This is a genomic window from Isoptericola sp. NPDC055063, from assembly GCF_053608125.1.
This window is the reverse complement of sequence record NZ_JBSGUW010000007.1, coordinates 41,897-60,887: the sequence shown is the minus strand read 5'-3', so window position 1 is coordinate 60,887 and position 18,991 is coordinate 41,897. Positions and strand designations below refer to the sequence as shown.

Below are 18,991 nucleotides of genomic sequence, written 5' to 3'. Positions count from 1 at the left end.
CTGCCGCTCGACGCGTCCCCCGGTCCGGTCGGGGGAACCGTAGGCTGGGGCCGTGGCAGTTCTCGCTCTTGACACGTCCGCAGCCGTCGCCGTCGCGCTCGTCGACGAGGCGGGCGCCCGGCTCGCCTCGCGCTCGGCCGACGAGCGTCGCCGGCACGCCGAGTCGCTCGGCCCGCTCGTCGCCGAGGTGCTCGACGACGCCGGCCTCGACCGCTCGGCGCTCACCGCCGTGGTCGCCGGCACCGGGCCCGCCCCGTTCACCGGCCTGCGCGTGGGGCTCGTCACCGCGCGCACCCTCGCCCTGAGCCTGGGCATCGAGGTGCTCGGCGTACCGAGCATCGACGCGGTGGCCGTGCAGGCGGTCGCCGACCTCGGCCTCACGCCGGGCGACGAGGTGCTCGTCGCGACCGACGCCCGCCGCAAGGAGGTCTACTGGGCGCACTACCGCGTCGTCGCGCACGAGGGCCCGCACGGCGTCCCCGTCGTCGAGACGCTGGCGGGACCCGGCGTGGACAAGGCCGTCGAGGTCGCCGCCCGGCTCGCGGACGCGCCCGCCGACGGCGGGCGGCTGGTCGTCGTGGGGGAGGGCGCCACGCTGTACCCGGAGCACCTGCCGGCCGACGAGGACGCACCGCTCGTGCCGGACGCCGCGGTCCTGGCCCGGCTCGCGCTCGCCCGCCGCGCCGCGGGCGAGGACCTGCCCACGGAGCCGCTGTACCTGCGCCGCCCCGACGTGCAGGAGCCGGCGCCCGCACGCCTCGTGCCCGCCACGGGGAGCCCGGCGTGACCACGGACCAGCCCACGGTCGGTGGTCCGACGGCCGAGCAGCCCGAGCGGCCGGAGCTGCCCCGCACGGTCCAGCACGTCTACGCGCCGACCTGCCGTCTGCGCCCGCTGCGCAGCACCGACTTCGACCGGGTGCTGGAGCTGGAGCGCGTGCTCTTCGGCGCCGGGGCGTGGACCTACGGGATGCTCACCGACGAGCTGGCCGGCCTCGGCCGCTGGTACGTCGTCGCCGAGCCCACGGGGCCGGACGCCGTGGCCGTGTACGGCGCGGGGCCGAAGCCGGTGGTGGGGTACGCGGGCCTGTGGTTCGACGGCGACGTCGTGCAGGTCATGACGATCGGTGTGGACCCGCGCTACCAGCGGCACGGCGTCGGGCGGGCGCTCCTCGAGGCGCTCGTGGAGCGCGCGCGCACGCTGCGGGCCACCGCCGTCCTGCTCGAGGTGCGCGTGGACAACGACCCCGCCCTCGCGCTGTACGAGCGGCTCGGCTTCGAGCGGATCGGGCTGCGCAAGCGGTACTACCAGCCGGAGGACAAGGACGCCTTCACCATGCGCCTGGACCTGGGGAGCGCGGCGTGAGCGCCGCCGGGACGCACCGCGCCCGCGTGCTGGTGTCCGTCGCCGAGCTCGCGGCGGACCTGCGCCTCAGCGCCGGGCCCGACCCGTCGGACGGGGCGCCCGTGCTGCTCGACGTACGCTGGGCGCTCGGCATGACCGACGGCCGCGAGCGCTACCTCGAGGGCCACCTGCCCGACGCCGTGTACGTGGACCTGGAGTCCGAGCTGGCCGCCGAGGCGTCACCCCAGGAGGGCCGCCACCCGCTGCCGTCTGCGTCGTCGTTCCAGCGCAGCGCACGGGCCTGGGGCCTGCGGGCGGGGACGCGCGTCGTCGTCTACGACACCGTCGGCGGCCTGTCCGCGGCTCGCGCCTGGTGGCTGCTGCGCTACTTCGGCGTCCACGACGTGCGCATCCTGGACGGCGGCCTGCCGGCCTGGGTGCGCGCGGGCTACGCGCTGGAGAGCGGCGACGTCACCCGCGCGCCCGGCGACCTCGTGGTCCGGCCGGGACACCTGCCCGTGCTCGACGCCGACGACGCGGCGGAGCTGGCGGAGGCCGGCACCCTGCTGGACGCGCGCGCCGCCGAGCGGTACCGCGGTGAGACGGAGCCCGTGGACCCGCGGGCGGGGCACGTCCCCGGCGCGCTCAGCGCGCCGACCGCGGCCAATCTCGGCGACGACGGGAGGTTCCTCGACGACGAGGCGCTCGAGGCCCGGTTCGCCGACCTCGGCCTGACCGCGGCGGACGCCGTGGGGGACGACGGCGTGCTGGCCGTGGGCGTGTACTGCGGGTCCGGCGTGACCGCGGCGCACGAGATCGCGGCCCTGGCGTGCGCCGGCATCCCCGCGGCCCTGTACGCCGGGTCGTGGTCGCAGTGGTCGAACGACGACACCCGCCCCGCGGCGGTCGGGGACCGCCCGTAGCGACCCCGCGGCGACACGCTCCGACGACGACGGCCCGGCCCCCTCCAGGGGACCGGGCCGTTCGCGTCGGGGGCGCGACGGTCAGAGGACCTGCGCGACCTCGTCGAAGGACAGACGCGGGGCGCGCGGGTACGGGGAGCCCTCGCCCTCGGCGTGGCCGACGTTGATGACCAGGAACGACTTCCAGCCGGACTCGGCGAAGAACTCGGCGTCCACGCCGTCGAAGTCCATGCCGTTCATCGGGCCGGCGGCGAGGCCGGCGGCGCGCAGGCCGACGATGAGGTAGCCGGCCTGGATGAGGGCGTTGTTGCGGGCCATCTGCTCGCGGACGTCCGCGGCGGGCTCCAGCTGGTCCTTCATGCCCGGGTAGGCGGGGAACAGGGTGTCGAGGTGCTGGTGGAACGCCGGGTCGGCGGCGAGCACGAGCGAGACGGGCGCGTTCGCGACGCGGTCCTTGTTGTTGCCGCCCATGTGGGTCACGAGGCGCTCGCGCGCCTCGCCCGAGCGCAGCACGAGCACGCGCAGCGGCAGCGTGTTCATCGCGGTCGGGCCGAACTTGGCGAGGTCCCAGGCCGAGGTGAGCTGCTCGTCGGTGACGGGCTCGTCGGTCCAGAGCGAGGTGGTGCGGGCGGCGCGGAACAGGAGGTCCGCCACGTCGTCGCCGACGGCGAGCGACGTGGACGGGTGCGTGAGGGTCTCGGTCATGGTTGCCCTAACCGATCGATGCAGAATCATGATTCCCGGATCCGCCGTGACGCCGGTCACGCGGCCGTGCCGGGGGCGGTGATGGGGGAAGATGTCGGCATGGCTGCATCGCTCGCGGGCTCCGGCCCGCTCGTCCTCGGCATCGAGACCTCCTGCGACGAGACGGGCGTCGCGCTCGTCCGCGGCGACGAGCTGCTGGTCGACGCCGTCGCGAGCTCCATGGACGAGCACGCGCGCTACGGCGGGATCATCCCGGAGGTCGCGAGCCGCGCCCACCTCGAGGCGATGGTCCCCACCATCACGCGGGCGCTGGGCGAGGCGGACGTCGACCTGTCGGAGCTCGACGCGATCGCCGTCACCGCGGGGCCCGGGCTCGTCGGCCCCCTGACCATCGGGGCGTCGGCCGCGAAGGCGCTCGCGATCGGCCTGGACAAGCCGCTCTACGGCGTCAACCACGTCATCGGGCACGCGGCGGTGAACCAGCTCGTGGACGGGCCGTTCACGGGGCGCACGATGGCGCTGGTCGTCTCGGGCGGTCACAGCACCCTGATGCTCGTGGAGGACGTCGCGACCGGCGTGACCGAGCTCGGCTCCACCCTCGACGACGCGGCGGGGGAGGCGTTCGACAAGGTCGGCCGCCTGCTCGGCCTGCCGTACCCGGGCGGCCCGCACGTGGACCGCCTGGCGCGCGAGGGCGACCCCGAGGCCATCCGCTTCCCGCGCGGCCTCACGGCCGCCAAGGACCAGGAGAAGCACGCCTACGACTTCTCCTTCTCGGGGCTCAAGACCGCCGTGGCGCGCTGGATCGAGGCCTGCGTGGACTCCGGGCGCGAGGTGCCGGCGGCCGACGTCGCCGCGTCGTTCGCCGCCGCCGTCGCCGACGTGCTCACCGCCAAGACCATCGCCGCGTGCCGCCGGCACGACGTCGACACGCTCGTCGTGGGGGGCGGCTTCTCCGCGAACAGCCAGCTGCGCGAGATGGCGGCCGCGCGCTGCGCGGAGGCCGGCATCGACCTGCGCATCCCGCCGATCCGCTACTGCACCGACAACGGCGCGATGATCGCCGCGCTGGGCTCCGCCGTCGTCCGCGCCGGCGTGGCGCCGTCGACCCTCGACTTCCCCGTCGACTCGTCGATGCCGATGAGCACCATCACGGTCTGACGGGACCGTCTGACCGGCACCGTCCGACCGGCACCACCCGAAAAGGCCTCGTCGCGGCCGGTGAGCGTCGGTAGCGTCGCGACGCGTGGACACCGCGCGCCCGAGCATCTACCAGCACCCGCTCGCCTACCTCGTCGGGCTCGAGGGGGTGGCGCTGCTGCGGGCGTTCGCCGGCGAGCACGACCGCGCGTTCGTCGAGGCCCGGCTCGCGGACGTGCGCGCCCTGCTGGACGCTGCCGAGAAGTTCGACGGTCATGACGTCCCGCCGATCAGCACCCAGGACGGCTACCGGCACTGGGCGCCCCGCTATGACGGCCCGAACGGGTTCTGGGGCATGGAGGAGCCGCTCGTCCGGCCGCTGATGGAGCGCCTGCCCCGGGGTGTCGCGATCGACGCGGCGTGCGGTACGGGCCGGCACGCGGAGTGGCTGGTCGAGCAGGGGCACGACGTGCTCGGCGTCGACTCGTCGCCCGACATGCTCGAGATCGCCCGCGCCAAGGTCCCCGGGGCTCGGTTCGCCGAGGGGGACCTGCACCACCTGCCGGTGCCCGACGCCTCCGCGGACCTCGTCCTCGTCACCCTCGCGCTGTGCCACGTGCGGGACCTGGGGCCGGTGTTCGCCGAGCTGGCGCGCGTGCTGCGGCCCGGCGGGCACCTGGTCGTCTCCGACACGCGCGGGTACTTCGTGGGCTCGCCGCTCTACCCGCTGGTCGAGGGGGCGGACGGCGAGTTCGGGTACATCCCGAACTGGAGGCACGCCACGAGCGAGTACCTGCAGGCGGCGCTGCCGGTCGGGTTCGTGCCCCGGTTCTGCCGCGAGTACGCGGGCGGGGGCGCCGACGATGCCGACGGCGGCCCCGAGTACACGGCGGCCCCGGACGCCGGCACCGGCGGGTTCGACCCCGCCGCCGACCCGGCGTTCGAGGACCCGACGAGGCCGCCGAACATCTGGGAGATGATGCCGTGGGTCGAGGCGGCCTCCCGCGCGGCGTACGCCGGCACGCCCTCGCTTGTCGTGTGGGACTTCGAGAAGGAGTAGCCGCACTCGGATCGCGACACACGATTTGTCACGAGGCTGCCGTCCGTGGACGCAGGCTCATGCTCGGTTCGTGTCGTGCCAGACTCGGCGCGATGAGCCCTCTGACCAGCCCGGGCGCCGTCCGCGCCCCGTACCTCGAGGCGGCCGCCAGGGCCGCTGCCCTGCTGCACGACCCACGTGTGGCGGGCGCGTGGGACGAAGGATCGATCCTGGACGGCATGACGCTCGGCGCGCTCGCCGGCCACCTGGCGCGCAGCATCCTCCAGGTCGAGTGGTTCCTCGACGGGCCGCTCGGCCAAGGCATCGAACCCACGACCGCGGTGACCTACTACGCCCGCATCGTGGACGCCCCGGACCCGGGCTCGGCGCTCAACCGTGGCGTGCGAGCGCGCAGCCAGGAGTCCGCGCTGGCGGGCGCTGGGGCCGTGGCGAGCGACACCGCGGAGGCGCTCGACCGGCTGCGCGCCCGGCTCCCGCAGGAGCCTGCCGACCGCCGCGTGGCGATCCTGCACCGGCCTGGCGAGGAGATGCTCCTCGACGAGTACCTCCGCACCCGGTGCGTCGAGCTGGCCGTGCACACCGACGACCTCGCCCTCAGCGTCGGGGCGGACATGCGCGCGCCCGACGCTGCGACGGGGGTCGCGATCGACCTCCTTGTCGCCGCTGGCGCCGAGCGGCACGGCCGGCTCGCCGTCCTGCGTGCCCTCACCCGGCGTGAGCGAGACGATGTCGGGGCGCTGCGCGTGCTCTGAGTCAGGCCCGACGGCCGCACCTGCAGCACGGGCGGACCGGTCCGCTCGCGGTCTCCCGGCTCGTCACACCGTCGCGGGCAGGGGCCGGCCCGCGTGCAGCTCGGCGACGAGCGACGCGACGACGGCCTCGAGCGCGTCCTGCCCGCCGCCGTGGGCGCGGGCCACCGCCCGCTGCCGCTGGTACGACGCGCCGCCGCGCACGATCTCGCGCGCGCCGTCGAGCTCGGCGGCGCAGCCCAGCCGCTCGGCGACGGGCTCCAGGGTCGCCAGCAGGCGGGGGAGCGCGTCCGTGACGAGCTCCTCCTCGCCGGCGTCGTCGAGGATGATGATCGCGTCGGTCCCGTAGCGGGCGGCGCGCCACTTGTTCTCGTGCACGAACCACGGCGGCAGGGTGGGCAGGCGTCGGCCCTCGTCGAGCATCGTCGACAGGTGCTCGACCAGGCAGTGCACCAGCGCGCCGAGCGCGGCCAGCTCGAGGGTGTTGGACGTGCCGTCGCAGATGCGCACCTCGACGGTGCCGAAGTGCGGGGCCGGCCGCACGTCCCAGCGCACCTCGGTGAAGTCGTCGATGACGCCGGTGTGCAGCATGTCCGCGACGTACCGCTCCAGCTCGGCCCAGGCGCCGAACTGGTACGGCAGCCCCGCTGTCGGGAGCTGCTGGAAGATCATCGTCCGCATCGAGGCGTACCCGGTGTCGTCGCCCCCGAAGAACGGCGACGACGCCGACAGCACCTGAAGGTACGGCAGGTACACGAGCAGCGAGTTCACGATGGGCAGCACCTTGGCCCGGTCCTCGATGCCCACGTGCGCGTGCACGCCGTAGACGATCTGCTGGCGCCCCACCACCTGCGCCCGGTCGACGACGGTGGCGTACCGCTCCTTGTCGGTGACCTTCTGCTGCGACCAGTGCGCGAACGGGTGCGTGCCCGCGCCCATGAGGTCGACGCGCATCGGGCCGGTCGCGTCGTGGATCGCGGCGATCCCCCGCTCGAGGTCCGCGATCGCGTCGGGGACGGTGCGCCGCACACCGCTGATCACCTCGACGGTGTTCCGCAGGAACTCGGGCTTGACGTAGCGGTGGCGCACGTCGTCGGCCACCGCCTCGATGACCGCGGGGGCCACCTGCCGGAGGTTGCCGGAGTCGGCGTCGACCAGCGCGAGCTCCCACTCGAGGCCGACGCTCGACCGGTCGGAGGCGGCGAAGTCCAGCACCATGCGGGCCATGCTTCCACGGGGGGACGGCGGGCCGCGCGCCGGTCCGGCGGCGTCCCGGTCCGCGCGGGATCAGCGCAGCGGCTCGACGACCAGCACGTGCTGCGCCCCGCCGACGCGCGTGAGCACGAGCGTCGCCTCCGCGTCGCCCTTCGGCGAGAGCTGGGCGCGCAGCTGCTCCGGCGTCACGGCGGTGCCCCGCTTCTTGATCGTGAGGCGCCCGACGCCGCGCTCGCGCAGGTACGCCTTGAGGCGCTTCAGGTTGAACGGCATGAGGTCGAGCACCCGGTAGCCGGTGGCGAGGGGTGCGACCCCGGCGGCCTGCGGCGCCGCGGGCTGGTCGGTCGTGACGTACGCGATGGTCCGGTCGAGCAGGCGCCCGCCGAGCTCCGCGGCGGCGTGCGCCACGAGCCCGGCCCGGATCACGGCGCCGTCAGGCTCGTACAGGTAGGCGCCGGCGGGCCCGACGTCGGGAACGAGGTCCGAGCCGTCGCCGTCGGTGCGCAGGGTGCGGGACGCCGTCGCGCCGTCGCGCGTCGTGAGCACGAGGGCGGAGCGGCCCGGCCCGGCCGGGGCGAGCGGGCCGAACCACAGGCCCGCCTCGACGACGTCCCCGTCCACGGACACCCACTGCGTCTCCGCGTCCTCCGGGAGCCCCTGGTGCGGGATGCCGGGCCCGACCTTGATCCCGAGGGCGGGGACCTGGTCGCGCAGCGCCCAGACGGCGTCGAGCGGGGGCGCGTAGGCGGCGGGGTCGAAGACGCGGCGCCCGCCACGCGTGCGCCGGGCCGGGTCGGCGTACACGCCGTCCACGCCCTCGGCGGCGAGGTCGAGCGCGAGCCCGTCGGCGTGCCGCACCTCCGCCTCGGGGAAGTGGCGCAGGTTCACGGTGGCGAGCGCGGCCGTCATCTCGTCGACGTCCGTGGCGAGCACCCGCAGGCCCACGCCCGCGAACGCGAGCGCGTCGGCGCCGATCCCGCTGGTGAGGTCGGCGACCTTCGTGACGCCGGCCGCGAGGTAGCGCCGGGCGTGCAGGGCGGCCACCACGAGGCGGGTCGCCTGCTCGACGCCGTCGGGCGTGAAGAGCATCCCGTCCGCGAAGTCGCCGAGCTTGGCGCGGGCCTTGGCGCGCAGCCGCGACTGGGTGAGCGCGGCGGCGGCGAGGTCGGGGTCGACCCCGTCGGCCCGCAGCCGCGTCGCGAGCGTCATGGCCTGCTTCTCGTCGTACGGGGGGAGCGAGTTGAGCAGCGCCCACCCGTCCGGGCTCAGCAGCTTGCTCACGGAGGCGGCGTCCATCGGGCCATCGTCTCAGGCGCGCCGGGGCTCTCGGGCGCGGCCCGGGCGTGACGCCCTCGGCGAACTGCTGGCACTCGACTTGTCAGAGTGCTAACGCCTGCCTAGATTTGTCGTCAGCGACCGCAAGGCTGTGCCGGCACCCGCGACGACGGCCGGCCCTCGGACGCGACCTGGTCAATCAGCAAGTCCATCCACGCATCGCGAATCAAGGAGGTCCGACGTGTCGGTCCCCATCAAGCCGCTCGAGGACCGGATCGTCGTCAAGGCCATCGAGGCCGAGACCACGACCGCTTCCGGCCTGGTCATCCCGGACACCGCCAAGGAGAAGCCCCAGGAGGGCGAGGTCCTGGCCGTGGGCGAGGGTCGCTTCGACGACAAGGGCAACCGCGTCCCCGTCGACGTCAAGGTCGGTGACAAGGTCATCTACAGCAAGTACGGCGGCACCGAGGTCAAGTACGCCGGCGAGGACTACCTCGTCCTGTCGGCCCGTGACATCCTCGCGGTCGTCGTCGCCTGACGACGCCGAACGCAGAAGGCCTCGCACCGTCGTCGGTGCGAGGCCTTCGTGCTTTGCTCAACCGGTCTTGCGTGCTCCGCCGGCGAGGATCGCGGACCGCTCGTCCTCGCTGAGGCCGCCCCACACCCCGTAGGGCTCGCGGACCCGGAGCGACTGCTCGCGGCACTGCATCATCACGGGGCACGAGCGGCAGATCGCCTTGGCCGCCTCGGCGCGGCGTCGACGCGTCGAGCCGCGCTCACCCTCGGGGTGGAAGAACAGCGTGTCGTCCGCGTCGCGGCAGGAGCCCTGGTACTGCCACTCCCACAGCTCCATCACCGGACCGGGAAGCCTCGAGATCTCCGTCATGGCGAACAACCTACAAGTTGTGCAGAAGTTGTTCAAGGTCCGGTTTTGTGACCGGGTTCGATGATTCAGTGTTCAACTTTCCGGTGCGCGCTGAACGGGTTCGACCGGGTTCTGAACTGCTTTGACCTGCGTCGACGAGATGTTCCGCGGCGCGCCCGGTGGCGCGGTGGCGACCCTCCGATCCTCTCGGCAGAATCGACGCCATGACCTCATCCCGGCCCGCCCCTCACGGGGGCGGGTCTCGCGCGTCGAGCCCTGGCCTCGCCGTCGCCGCGGTCGCCAGGCGCCTCGGGGTGGCCCCCGCCACCCTGCGCACGTGGGACCGCCGCTACGGGCTCGGCCCGTCCGCCCGCACCGCAGGCTCGCACCGTCGCTACACGCCCGAGGACGTGGCGCGGCTGCTCGTCATGCGCCGGCTCACCCTGGAGGGGGTCGCGCCGGTCGACGCCGCGCGGGCCGCGCTCGAGGCCGGCGTCCAGGAGCTGGAGGAGGCGACGGAGCAGGCCGCGTCCTCGGCGTCCGGCGAGGATGGCCAGGACTCCTCGGAGGGTGCGGGCGAGCGGCCCGCGCCAGCGGCCGGCGACGAGCCGCCGCGGCCGGGACGCGCGCACCTGAGGGCCCTGCCCGGCGGCGGCGAAGGAAGCCCTGCGGCCAGCAGCCACGTCCCGGGTGGGAGCGCTTCCGGCCGGGTGTCCGCCGTCGTCGACGCCGCCCTCGCGTACGACCAGCAGGCCTGCGACGAGATCCTGGCCATCCCGGCGCAGGGCGACCCCGCGGCATGGTGGACGGAGATCGCCGAGCCCGCGTGGCAGCGGGTCGCCCAGCGGACGGTGCTCGCCGGACCGGGCGCCGTGCCGGAGGTGGTGCTCGCGACCGCCGCCCTGCGTGCGCTGCGCGACTTCACCGAGGCGTTCGAGCGGGCCATGGTCGCCGGGGGCGCGCCGCCGGCCAACCACCCGAGCCGGATGCGCAAGATCGTCCTCATCTTCGCCGCGCCCGACGAGGTGGTGCCGTTGTCGGCGCACGCCCTCGCCGCCGCGCTGACCGCGAAGGGCGCGACCGCGCGGATCGTCACCGGCCCGGCCAGCACGCACCGCTCGCTCGAGCTCGTGACGATGGTGCGGCCCGCCGCCCTCGTGCTCGCCACGTCGCAGCGGCGCCCGGACCTCGACCTCGTGCACGCCGTGCACGAGGGGTTCGCGGAGCTGCCGATCATCGTCAGCCTGCGCCGCGACGACGCCGCGAGCGAGCTGCCCCTGGCCGCGACCGTGCAGCGCGTGCGGTCGTTCACCGCGATGCTGCACGAGGCCCTCGCCGTCGTGGCGTGAGCCGCGACGGGAGCCGCGACGTGAGGTCCGCCACGGGCGGCCCCCGCAGGGGCGGACGGCCGGAATAACCGAGGGCCTCAGAACGTAGACTCCTGTCATGACGGACTCGACCTCGCCCGCGCACGACCCGTTCGGATTCCTCGGCCTCACCTACGACGACGTCCTGCTGCTGCCGGGGTACTCCGACCTCGCCCCGTCGGACATCGACACCACGTCGCGCCTCACGCGCGAGATCTCCCTGCGGGTGCCGCTCGTCTCGGCCGCGATGGACACCGTCACGGAGTCGCGGATGGCGATCGCGATGGCCCGCCAGGGCGGCATCGGCGTCCTGCACCGCAACCTCTCCATCGAGGACCAGGCGTACCAGGTGGACCTGGTCAAGCGGACGCAGACCGGCATCATCTCCAACCCGGTGACGATCGGCCCGGACGCCACCCTCGAGGAGCTCGACAAGCGCGCGGGGGAGTACCGCATCTCCGGCTTCCCGGTCGTGGACGCGGGCGGGCACCTCACCGGCATCGTCACCAACCGCGACCTGCGCTTCACGCCCGTCGCCGAGTGGGGCACCACCAAGGTCTCCGAGGTCATGACGCCCGCCCCGCTCATCACGGGCCCGGCCGGGATCTCGCGCGAGGACGCCACGCTGCTGCTGCGCAAGCACAAGCTCGAGCGCCTGCCGCTGGTCGACGACGAGGGCCGGCTCGCGGGGCTCATCACCGTCAAGGACTTTGTGAAGTCCGAGCAGTTCCCGAACGCCTCCAAGGACGGCCAGGGCCGCCTGCTCGTCGGCGCGGCCATCGGCTACTTCGGCGACGCGTGGCAGCGGGCGACCACGCTGGTCGACGCCGGCGTCGACATGCTCGTCGCGGACACCGCGCACGGCAACGTCGCGATGCTCATCGAGATGGTCCGCAAGCTCAAGACGGACCCCGCGACCCGCCACGTGCAGGTGATCGGCGGCAACGTCGCGACGAAGGAGGGCGCGCAGTCGTTCGTCGACGCGGGCGCGGACGCGATCAAGGTCGGCGTCGGACCGGGCTCCATCTGCACCACGCGCATCGTCACCGGCGTCGGCGTCCCGCAGATCACCGCCGTGTACGAGGCGTCGCTGGCCGCTCGGGCCGCGGGTATCCCGGTCATCGCCGACGGCGGCATGCGCCACTCGGGCGAGATCGGCAAGGCGATCGTCGCGGGCGCGGAGGCCGTGATGCTCGGCTCGATGCTGGCCGGCACCGAGGAGGCGCCCGGCGAGACCATCCTCGTGAACGGCAAGCAGTACAAGGCGTACCGCGGCATGGGCTCGATGGGCGCCATGTCCTCGCGCGGCAAGAAGTCCTACTCCAAGGACCGCTACTTCCAGGCCGAGGTCACCAGCGACGACATGATCGTGCCCGAGGGCATCGAGGGGCAGGTGCCGTACAAGGGCACGCTGCACACCGTCGCCCACCAGCTGGTCGGCGGGCTGCACCAGTCGATGTTCTACGTCGGAGCCCGCACCATCCCCGAGCTGCAGGCCAAGGGCCGCTTCGTGCGCATCACGTCGGCGTCGCTCAAGGAGAGCCACCCGCACGACGTGCAGATGACCGTCGAGGCGCCGAACTACGCCGGCTTCTGAGCCGCGGCCCCCGGCGGCCACGAGCGGCCACGAACCACGCCACGACGACGGCCCGTGCCCTCCCTCGCGGAGGACCCGGGCCGTCGTCGTTCCCGGGCGTGGAGGGTCAGGACGCCATCACGCGCGCGTGCAGCGCCTGCACGGCGTACCGCGCGGACCAGAACGCGCCGTGCTGCCAGGCGGACACCTCGGACATCCAGTCGCCCGCGAAGAAGACGCGGCCGGCGCCCTGCTGGAGCATCTTGAAACCCGTCGACGACGTGTCCGGGTACGCCCAGGCGCCCTCGATGTACGGCACCTTGTGCCAGGCGATCGAGAACGAGGACTCGAGCTCGCTGCGGTACTTCTCGCCGTGGATCTTCACGCCCTGGGCCACGGCGCGCCGCTCCCGCTCGCGGGGCGTGAGGTCGGCGTACGTGCGGGCGTTCGTCCCGGTGTTGTAGTAGCCGACCACGAGGCCCTTGCGCTCCCCGTACCCGTACGACGGGTACCAGATGTGCGCCAGGTCCATGTCGGTCTCCGTGATGCCGCCGAAGATGCGGTGGTCGTCCTCCCACCACCGGGACCGGTACTGCAGGCCGATCTTGCCCGCCGGCGAGCCGACGGCGAACTCGCCCAGGGCGGCGTCGATCCCGGCGCCCCAGTTCGTGTCCCACTTCCGCATCTGCCCGGCCGGCGCGGCCACGACGGCGAAGTCCGCCTCGATCTGGCGCGCGGGGCCGTGCGCCGGCGTGTAGGTGACGCGCACGCCGCCGGGCGTGTTCTCGACCCCCGTCACCGGCGAGCTGAAGTGCACGTTCTGCGAGCCGATCGCCTTCACGAAGTACCGGTACGTGGTGTCCATGCCGCCCTTCGGCTGGAACATGAGCATCGACTGCTCCCAGTTGATCTCGAACGGGAAGTACTGCCCCACCTTCGAGGCCAGCACCTCCGAGACCGTGCCGGGCCCGGCGAGCGGCGTGCCGTGCTCGTTCCACGCCGACGGGTACGTCGCGAACCCGCGGTTGTCGCCGCCCGCGTACGTGCCGTCCGACTTCAGCGAGCCCCAGCTGCGCAGGAAGGAGCGCAGGTTCTCCTTGTCGGCCGCGGTGAGCTTCTGGTCCAGCGCGCCCTGGTCGGTGGCGTAGGTCAGCAGCTCCGAGGTGTACCCGAAGACGTCCGCCTTGGCCGTGCGGTAGCGGACCGGGTTGCCGGGCGTCGCGCCGCTCTTCTCGTTGTAGAGGTAGGCGTCCGCGTTCGCGTTGGTGAACACCTCGTACGGCACGCCGAGCTCGCGCAGGTAGTCCATGGTCACCATCCACTGCGCGATGCGGCCGGCGCCCGCGTTCATGTAGATGCCGTCGTCGAACCGCGCCGTCTGCGTGACCCCGTCGACGTCGGTCTCGGAGTCGCCGCCGCGGATCGTCAGTGTGCGGCCGCCGGGCCGGTGCCGCGCCTCGAGCACGGTGACCCGGTACCCCGCCTTCTGCAGCTCGTAGGCCGACGCGAGCCCCGCCGGCCCGGCGCCGACGACCACGACCTTCTTCGCGGAGCGGCCGGTGAGCGTGAAGTCGCTGCCGCGGGGCGGGGTCCAGGCCGCGGCGGTGGGCTGGGCGGCTGCCGTGGGGGCGAGGCCCATCGCCCCCATCGTGGCGAACATGACGCCGGCGCTGGAGCCCACGCCGACGGCCTGGAGGAAGTTGCGGCGGGAGACGCCGGACGGGCGGCCGTCGGTGACGGTGTCAGTGACCATGGGCACTACCTCTCGTGTCGACAGGTCTGACGGACGGACGCGGGCGGCCCTCGATGCCGGGCGCCGCCGTCAGCACCGCGGCCGACGGTAGGAGGGGCAGGTCACGGCACGGGGTCGGGGGCGTTTCCGGGCCGTCGCCCGCGGTAACGAGTGCGTTTCGCCGGCGTCGCCGCAGGTCGGAGACTTCTGATGGACCACCGGCCGTCATCGCGCCGAAACGGCGCACCCCTACGTTCCCCGGCATGAAGAACACCACGAAGGTCGTCCTCGCGGTCGTCGTCTCGACCGCCGTCGCCGTGCCCGCCACCGCCGTCGCGGGCGGGCGCCTCTTCGAGCCCCGGCCCACCGAGGCGCACTCGTTCGTCACGGGCGCCACCCCGTCGATCGCCGACGGCGTCGCCATCGGCAAGAACGTGGCCTGGTACAAGTCGTCCGGGCTCGGCCCGTCCGCACTGAACAAGGCACCGGGCGCGACCGCGGAGGAGCGGTACATCCCCACCGACGTGTTCCCGGGCGGCGAGCTGCCCGACGGCGTGACCCTCACCGAGGCCCAGGGGATCAACGCGCTGATGCGCATCGGGGAGAACCTGGAGCGGGCGGGGCTGTCGTACGACGACGTCGTCTCGATGCGCGTGTTCCTGCAGAACCCGGACGGTGCGGAGGCGATGGACTTCGCGGGCTGGAACCGCGCCTACCGCCAGTTCTTCGCCAACACGAACCTCGCGACGGGCGCGACGCTCGACGTCGCGCTGGGCTCGACGACCGGTGCGCCGATGGTGGTCAATGCGGCCCGGCCCTCGCGCTTCGCGCTGGAGATCGAGAACCTGCCCGTGGACGGCTGGCTCGTCGAGGTGGAGGTCGACGCGGTCTACGACCGCTAGGCCGCCGACGGACGCGGCCTCCCGGGCGGCGGCGGGGCGTTCCGGCGCGCCGCCCGGGAGGTCGGGTGGATCAGTCCTTGAAGGTCTCGATGTTGGCGCCGAGCTCGCGCAGGCGCTCGGTGAGGCCCTCGTAGCCGCGGGCGATGATGTCGACGCCGCGCAGCACGGACGTGCCCTTGGCGGCGAGCATCGCCAGCAGGATGACGACGGCGGGGCGCAGGGCAGGCGGGCAGCTCACCTCGGCGCCGGACCAGCGGGTGGGCCCGGTGATCTGGAGGCGGTGGGAGTCGAGGAGCCGCACGTCGGCGCCGAGGCGCGTGAGGTCCGTGAGGTGGATGGCGCGGCCCTCGTAGACCCAGTCGTGGATCAGCGTGGTGCCCTGCGCGTTCGCGGCGATGACGGCGAAGAACGGCAGGTTGTCGATGTTCAGGCCGGGGAACGGCATGGGGTGGATCTTGTCGATCGGGGCGTGCAGCTCGCTCGGGTGCACGGTGACGTCGACGAGGCGCGTGCGCCCGTTGCGCGCGACGTACTCCTCGCTCTGCGTGTAGCGCAGCCCCATCTCGGCAAGGGTCGCGAGCTCGATCTCCATGAACTCGATCGGGACGCGGGCCACCGTGATCTCCGACCCGGTGACGATGCCGGCGGTGAGCAGGCTCATCGCCTCGACCGGGTCCTCCGAGACCGCGTACTCCACGTCGACGTCGATGTCCGTGCGCCCGTGGACGCGCAGCGTCGTCGTCCCGATGCCCTCCACCCGGACGCCCAGCAGCTCCAGGTAGAAGCACAGGTCCTGGACCATGTAGTTGGGGCTGGCGTTGCGGATCGTCGTCACGCCGTCGCGGCGGGCCGCGGCCATGAGCGCGTTCTCGGTGACGGTGTCGCCGCGCTCGGTGAGCACGACGGACAGGTCGGCGCCCGAGGCGGGCGCGACCGTCGCGTGGTAGTTGCCGCCGGTCGCGGTGACGGCCAGGCCGAACGGGCGCAGCGCGATCATGTGCGGCTCGACGGTGCGGGTGCCGAGGTCGCAGCCCCCCGCGTACGGGAGCTCGAAGGTGTCGCGCAGCCCGAGCAGCGGGCCCAGGAACATGATGATCGAGCGGGTGCGGCGCGCGGCGTCGACGTCGATGGCGGCGAGGTCGAGCTGGTCGGGCACCACGATCTCGAGGTCGCGGCCGCCGGTGGTCCACGTCGCGCGGACGCCGACGGAGCGCAGCACGTCGACGATCCGGTCGACCTCGACGATGCGGGCGACGCCGCGCAGCGTCGTCCTGCCGCGGTTGAGCAGCGAGGCGCACAGCAGCGCGACCGCGCCGTTCTTGGAGGAGTTGACGTCGATGCGGCCGGAGAGGGTCTGGCCGCCGCGCACGCGCAGGTGTGCGTGCTTGGACCCGCCGAGGCTGATGATCTCGGAGTCCAGGGCGAGGCCGATCCGGTTGAGCATCTCGAGGCTGACGTTCTGGGCGCCCTGCTCGATCCGGTGGACGGCGCTCTGGCTGGTGCCGAGCTGTTCCGCGAGCTGGGTCTGGGTGAGGCCGCGGTTCTGGCGGGCGCCGCGGATGAGGGCGCCGACCTGACTCAGGGGTGCATCGTCGATCATCGTCATGCCGGCGACGATATCTCATGGATGAGATATTGGGGACCCGATCAGCGCCCGAGGTCGCGAAAATGCCCTCCAGGGCAGGCGATTCATCCGTGTGGTGAGATGCGCCTCGTTCAGCGGGCGCCCGCCGCGGGCCACGCGGTGGACGTGGGCGGGCGCCCGTCGGCCTGTGCGGCGCGCTCGGCGTTGACCCGCTCGGCCCACGCGCGGTGCGCGCCCGACTGCGCGGCGTGCAGGGCGTCGAGCGCGACGCCGCGCAGGTGCGGGTGCGCGGCGAGCTGGGCGTCCAGGACGTCGAGCGTGGCCAGGACGTCGACGTCGGCCGTGTGCAGGTCGCCGTCGCCCTCGATCCCGTACAGCGCGCAGAGGTCGCCGAGGCGGCGCTTGCCCGCGCGGGCGCCGTCGAGCCACCGGTCGAGCACGAGCGGGTCGAGGACCGGGGCGACCGGGCGGCCGAGCCGCTGGGGGACGGTGGGCAGGCCGTGGCGGGCGAGCTCGACGTCCAGCAGCGTCAGGTCGAAGGACGCGTTGTACGCGACGACGGGCACACCGTCGCGCACCTGCGCGACGAGGATCGCGGCGATCTCCTCGAGCGCGCCGATCGGCTCCCGGCCGTGCGCCCGGGCGTGGGCGGTCGTGATGCCGTGGATGGCGGTGGCCTCGGCCGGGATCTCGACGCCCGGGTCGAGCAGCCAGGTGCGCACGCTGCTGCCGCCGGGGGAGCGCAGCACGAGCGCCGCGGTGACGATGCGGTCGGACCGGACGTCGAGCCCCGTGGTCTCCGTGTCGAAGCCCAGCAGCGGGCCGCGGGACCAGCCGGGCTCGGGCGGGGCCGCGGCGTGCGCCGCCCCCGCTGCCTCGTGGTCCGCGTACGTCGTCATGTCCACGGACTGTGCCACCGGCCACCGACAGGACCGCGCCGGTAGGCTGTCCTGGTGAGCAACGAGATCGAGATCGGGCGCGGAAAGCGCGGCCGCCGCGCATACTCCTTCGACGACATCGCGATCGTGCCCTCGCGGCGCACGCGCGACCCGAAGGACGTCTCGGTGGAGTGGCAGATCGACGCGTACCACTTCGACCTGCCGATCATGTCGGCGCCGATGGACTCCGTCATGAGCCCGGCCACCGCCGTCGCGCTCGGCAACCACGGCGGCCTCGGCGTCCTCGACCTCGAGGGCCTGTGGACCCGGTACGAGTCTCCCGAGCTGCTGCTGGCCGAGATCCGCGACCTCCCGGCGGGGGCTGCGACGCGGCGCATGCAGGAGATCTACGCCGAGCCCATCAAGCCCGAGCTGATCACGCAGCGCCTCAAGGAGATCCGCGCCGCGGGCGTCACCGTCGCCGGCGCCCTGTCCCCGCAGCGCACGCAGGAGCACTACCAGACCGTGGTCGACGCGGGCGTGGACCTGTTCGTCATCCGCGGCACCACCGTCTCCGCCGAGCACGTCTCCGGCAACGCCGAGCCGCTGAACCTCAAGCGGTTCATCTACGAGCTCGACGTGCCCGTCGTCGTGGGCGGCGCGTCCACCTACACCGCGGCGCTGCACCTCATGCGGACCGGCGCGGCCGGCGTCCTCGTCGGCTTCGGCGGCGGCGCGGCGCACACCACGCGCGTGGGCCTCGGCATCCACGCCCCCATGGCCACGGCCGTGTCCGACGTCGCCGCGGCCCGCCGCGACTACCTCGACGAGTCGGGCGGCCGGTACGTGCACGTCATCGCCGACGGCGGCGTGGGCCGCTCCGGCGACATCGTCAAGGCCGTCGCCTGCGGCGCCGACGCGGTCATGCTGGGCGCGGCGCTCGCGCGGGCGTCCGAGGCGCCCGGCCAGGGCTGGCACTGGGGCCCCGAGGCGCACCACTCCGTGCTGCCCCGTGGCGAGCGCGTGGAGGTCGGCACGGCGGGCACCCTCGAGCAGATCCTCTTCGGGCCCAGCGGCACCGCCGACGGCACGCTCAACCTCGTCGGGGCGCTGCGGCGGGCCATGGCCACGACCGGCTACTCCGACCTCAAGGAGTTCCAGCGGGTCGAGGTCGTCGTGTCGCCGTACCAGCCGCGGTGACGGCCGGCGCCACCACCCCGACCACGATCCGGGACGCGCCGGACGTCGCATTCCGGGAGATCGAGGACGGCGACGTCGATCGGGTCGTCGCGCTGTGGGAGGCCTGCGGGCTGACCCGGCCGTGGAACGACCCGCGCCGCGACGTCGCCGACGCGCGACGCACCCCGACGTCGACGGTCCTCGTCGGCCTGGCGGGCGAACGCGTCGTGTCGTCCGTGCTCGCCGGCCACGACGGGCACCGCGGCTGGCTGTACTACGTGGCCGTCGACCCGCAGGTGCAGGGCAGCGGCCTCGGTCGCGCCACCGTGGCCGCCGCGGAGGACTGGCTGCGGGGCCGGGGCGTGCGCAAGGTGCAGCTCATGGTACGGGCCACGAACACGCGGGTCGTGGGCTTCTACGACCGCCTGGGGTACGCAGAGCAGGAGACCGTCGTGCTCGGGAGGTGGCTCGACGGGTCGCGCTGAGAGCGAACGAC

At 73.7% G+C, this 18,991-nt stretch carries 19 protein-coding genes; 12 read left to right on the top strand and 7 right to left on the bottom strand.

The features are described 5' to 3' along the window. Positions 1-52 precede the first annotated feature (52 nt). The 3 genes from tsaB to ACWF41_RS10085 are packed head-to-tail and all read left to right on the top strand — an operon-like array spanning position 53 to position 2,267. The gene (tsaB, locus tag ACWF41_RS10095; protein WP_380319397.1) at positions 53-787 is read left to right on the top strand and encodes a tRNA (adenosine(37)-N6)-threonylcarbamoyltransferase complex dimerization subunit type 1 TsaB; all 735 of its coding nucleotides are present in this window, start codon (positions 53-55) and stop codon (positions 785-787) included. A 56-nt stretch (positions 788-843) separates the two neighbouring features. Further along, positions 844-1,365, top strand: coding sequence for a ribosomal protein S18-alanine N-acetyltransferase (gene rimI, locus ACWF41_RS10090; protein WP_380319427.1), 522 nt, complete (start codon positions 844-846; stop codon positions 1,363-1,365). Continuing rightward, positions 1,362-2,267, top strand: coding sequence for a sulfurtransferase (locus ACWF41_RS10085; protein ID WP_380319400.1), 906 nt, complete (start codon positions 1,362-1,364; stop codon positions 2,265-2,267). The genes rimI and ACWF41_RS10085 overlap by 4 nt, the downstream gene beginning before the upstream one ends. An 81-nt stretch (positions 2,268-2,348) precedes the next feature. On the opposite strand, the gene ACWF41_RS10080 is transcribed toward ACWF41_RS10085, so the two are convergent. Continuing rightward, complete coding sequence (locus ACWF41_RS10080) at positions 2,349-2,972, bottom strand: malonic semialdehyde reductase (protein WP_380319403.1); 624 nt, start codon at positions 2,970-2,972, stop codon at positions 2,349-2,351. Between the two features lie 99 nt (positions 2,973-3,071). Here ACWF41_RS10080 and tsaD point away from each other — a divergent pair, with 99 nt between their 5' ends. From tsaD to ACWF41_RS10065, 3 genes are all read left to right on the top strand, one after another. Next, positions 3,072-4,133 (top strand): tRNA (adenosine(37)-N6)-threonylcarbamoyltransferase complex transferase subunit TsaD, encoded by a 1,062-nt coding sequence (tsaD, locus tag ACWF41_RS10075; RefSeq protein ID WP_380319406.1) that lies wholly within the window; start codon positions 3,072-3,074, stop codon positions 4,131-4,133. Between the two features lie 85 nt (positions 4,134-4,218). After that, a complete protein-coding gene (locus tag ACWF41_RS10070) occupies positions 4,219-5,172 on the top strand; it encodes a class I SAM-dependent methyltransferase (RefSeq protein WP_380319409.1) in 954 nt (317 codons plus the stop codon). A gap of 92 nt (positions 5,173-5,264) precedes the next feature. Beyond that, entirely contained in the window at positions 5,265-5,924 is a 660-nt protein-coding gene (locus ACWF41_RS10065) for a maleylpyruvate isomerase N-terminal domain-containing protein (RefSeq protein ID WP_380319412.1), read from the top strand. Between the two features lie 63 nt (positions 5,925-5,987). Here ACWF41_RS10065 and ACWF41_RS10060 read toward each other — a convergent pair whose 3' ends face one another. Together ACWF41_RS10060 and ACWF41_RS10055 are read right to left on the bottom strand one after the other, a co-directional pair. Then, complete coding sequence (locus ACWF41_RS10060; protein WP_380319415.1) at positions 5,988-7,139, bottom strand: glutamate--cysteine ligase; 1,152 nt, start codon at positions 7,137-7,139, stop codon at positions 5,988-5,990. A gap of 69 nt (positions 7,140-7,208) precedes the next feature. Next, on the bottom strand, positions 7,209-8,432 hold the full coding sequence (locus ACWF41_RS10055) for a class I SAM-dependent methyltransferase (protein WP_380319418.1): 1,224 nt from the start codon (positions 8,430-8,432) through the stop codon (positions 7,209-7,211). Between the two features lie 220 nt (positions 8,433-8,652). On the opposite strand from ACWF41_RS10055, the gene groES reads away from it, so the two are divergent. Next, positions 8,653-8,949 carry a co-chaperone GroES gene (gene groES, locus ACWF41_RS10050; RefSeq protein WP_079572552.1) on the top strand — a complete coding sequence of 99 codons (297 nt, stop codon included), beginning with the start codon at positions 8,653-8,655 and terminating at the stop codon, positions 8,947-8,949. A 57-nt stretch (positions 8,950-9,006) separates the two neighbouring features. Here groES and ACWF41_RS10045 read toward each other — a convergent pair whose 3' ends face one another. Next, a complete protein-coding gene (locus ACWF41_RS10045) occupies positions 9,007-9,297 on the bottom strand; it encodes a WhiB family transcriptional regulator (RefSeq protein WP_380317624.1) in 291 nt (96 codons plus the stop codon). A 203-nt stretch (positions 9,298-9,500) separates the two neighbouring features. Between ACWF41_RS10045 and ACWF41_RS10040 the strand changes: the two genes are divergently transcribed. Together ACWF41_RS10040 and guaB are read left to right on the top strand one after the other, a co-directional pair. Continuing rightward, the gene (locus tag ACWF41_RS10040; RefSeq protein WP_380317621.1) at positions 9,501-10,625 is read left to right on the top strand and encodes a MerR family transcriptional regulator; all 1,125 of its coding nucleotides are present in this window, start codon (positions 9,501-9,503) and stop codon (positions 10,623-10,625) included. 97 nt (positions 10,626-10,722) lie between these two features. Further along, entirely contained in the window at positions 10,723-12,240 is a 1,518-nt protein-coding gene (gene guaB / locus ACWF41_RS10035) for an IMP dehydrogenase (protein ID WP_380317618.1), read from the top strand. 106 nt (positions 12,241-12,346) lie between these two features. Here guaB and ACWF41_RS10030 read toward each other — a convergent pair whose 3' ends face one another. Continuing rightward, positions 12,347-13,972: a flavin monoamine oxidase family protein gene (locus ACWF41_RS10030; RefSeq protein ID WP_380317614.1), complete on the bottom strand. Its 1,626-nt coding sequence runs from the start codon at positions 13,970-13,972 to the stop codon at positions 12,347-12,349. 242 nt (positions 13,973-14,214) lie between these two features. Between ACWF41_RS10030 and ACWF41_RS10025 the strand changes: the two genes are divergently transcribed. Next, a complete protein-coding gene (locus tag ACWF41_RS10025; RefSeq protein WP_380317611.1) occupies positions 14,215-14,853 on the top strand; it encodes a Rid family hydrolase in 639 nt (212 codons plus the stop codon). A gap of 70 nt (positions 14,854-14,923) precedes the next feature. Here the strand turns inward: ACWF41_RS10025 and ACWF41_RS10020 are convergent, their stop codons facing one another. Both ACWF41_RS10020 and ACWF41_RS10015 read right to left on the bottom strand, forming a co-directional pair. After that, a complete protein-coding gene (locus ACWF41_RS10020; RefSeq protein WP_380317608.1) occupies positions 14,924-16,459 on the bottom strand; it encodes a helix-turn-helix domain-containing protein in 1,536 nt (511 codons plus the stop codon). A gap of 110 nt (positions 16,460-16,569) precedes the next feature. After that, a complete protein-coding gene (locus ACWF41_RS10015; protein ID WP_380317605.1) occupies positions 16,570-17,337 on the bottom strand; it encodes an exonuclease domain-containing protein in 768 nt (255 codons plus the stop codon). Positions 17,338-17,391: 54 nt separating this feature from the next. Between ACWF41_RS10015 and ACWF41_RS10010 the strand changes: the two genes are divergently transcribed. Further along, positions 17,392-18,516, top strand: a complete 1,125-nt coding sequence (locus ACWF41_RS10010; RefSeq protein ID WP_380317602.1) for a GuaB3 family IMP dehydrogenase-related protein — start codon at positions 17,392-17,394, stop codon at positions 18,514-18,516. Further along, on the top strand, positions 18,513-18,980 hold the full coding sequence (locus ACWF41_RS10005; RefSeq protein ID WP_380317599.1) for a GNAT family acetyltransferase: 468 nt from the start codon (positions 18,513-18,515) through the stop codon (positions 18,978-18,980). Before ACWF41_RS10010 ends, ACWF41_RS10005 begins: the two co-directional genes overlap by 4 nt. Positions 18,981-18,991 lie beyond the last annotated feature (11 nt).

What these genes read in the sequence shown, in the direction of transcription:
- ACWF41_RS10080 (WP_380319403.1), bottom strand. Translation starts at nt 2,972, where the DNA reads ATGACCGAGACCCTCACGCACCCGTCCACGTCGCTCGCCGTCGGCGAC.
- tsaD (WP_380319406.1), top strand. Translation starts at nt 3,072, where the DNA reads ATGGCTGCATCGCTCGCGGGCTCCGGCCCGCTCGTCCTCGGCATCGAG.
- ACWF41_RS10065 (WP_380319412.1), top strand. Translation starts at nt 5,265, where the DNA reads ATGAGCCCTCTGACCAGCCCGGGCGCCGTCCGCGCCCCGTACCTCGAG.
- ACWF41_RS10060 (WP_380319415.1), bottom strand. Translation starts at nt 7,139, where the DNA reads ATGGTGCTGGACTTCGCCGCCTCCGACCGGTCGAGCGTCGGCCTCGAG.
- ACWF41_RS10055 (WP_380319418.1), bottom strand. Translation starts at nt 8,432, where the DNA reads ATGGACGCCGCCTCCGTGAGCAAGCTGCTGAGCCCGGACGGGTGGGCG.
- ACWF41_RS10045 (WP_380317624.1), bottom strand. Translation starts at nt 9,297, where the DNA reads ATGACGGAGATCTCGAGGCTTCCCGGTCCGGTGATGGAGCTGTGGGAG.
- ACWF41_RS10040 (WP_380317621.1), top strand. Translation starts at nt 9,501, where the DNA reads ATGACCTCATCCCGGCCCGCCCCTCACGGGGGCGGGTCTCGCGCGTCG.
- guaB (WP_380317618.1), top strand. Translation starts at nt 10,723, where the DNA reads ATGACGGACTCGACCTCGCCCGCGCACGACCCGTTCGGATTCCTCGGC.
- ACWF41_RS10030 (WP_380317614.1), bottom strand. Translation starts at nt 13,972, where the DNA reads ATGGTCACTGACACCGTCACCGACGGCCGCCCGTCCGGCGTCTCCCGC.
- ACWF41_RS10025 (WP_380317611.1), top strand. Translation starts at nt 14,215, where the DNA reads ATGAAGAACACCACGAAGGTCGTCCTCGCGGTCGTCGTCTCGACCGCC.
- ACWF41_RS10020 (WP_380317608.1), bottom strand. Translation starts at nt 16,459, where the DNA reads ATGACGATGATCGACGATGCACCCCTGAGTCAGGTCGGCGCCCTCATC.
- ACWF41_RS10015 (WP_380317605.1), bottom strand. Translation starts at nt 17,337, where the DNA reads ATGACGACGTACGCGGACCACGAGGCAGCGGGGGCGGCGCACGCCGCG.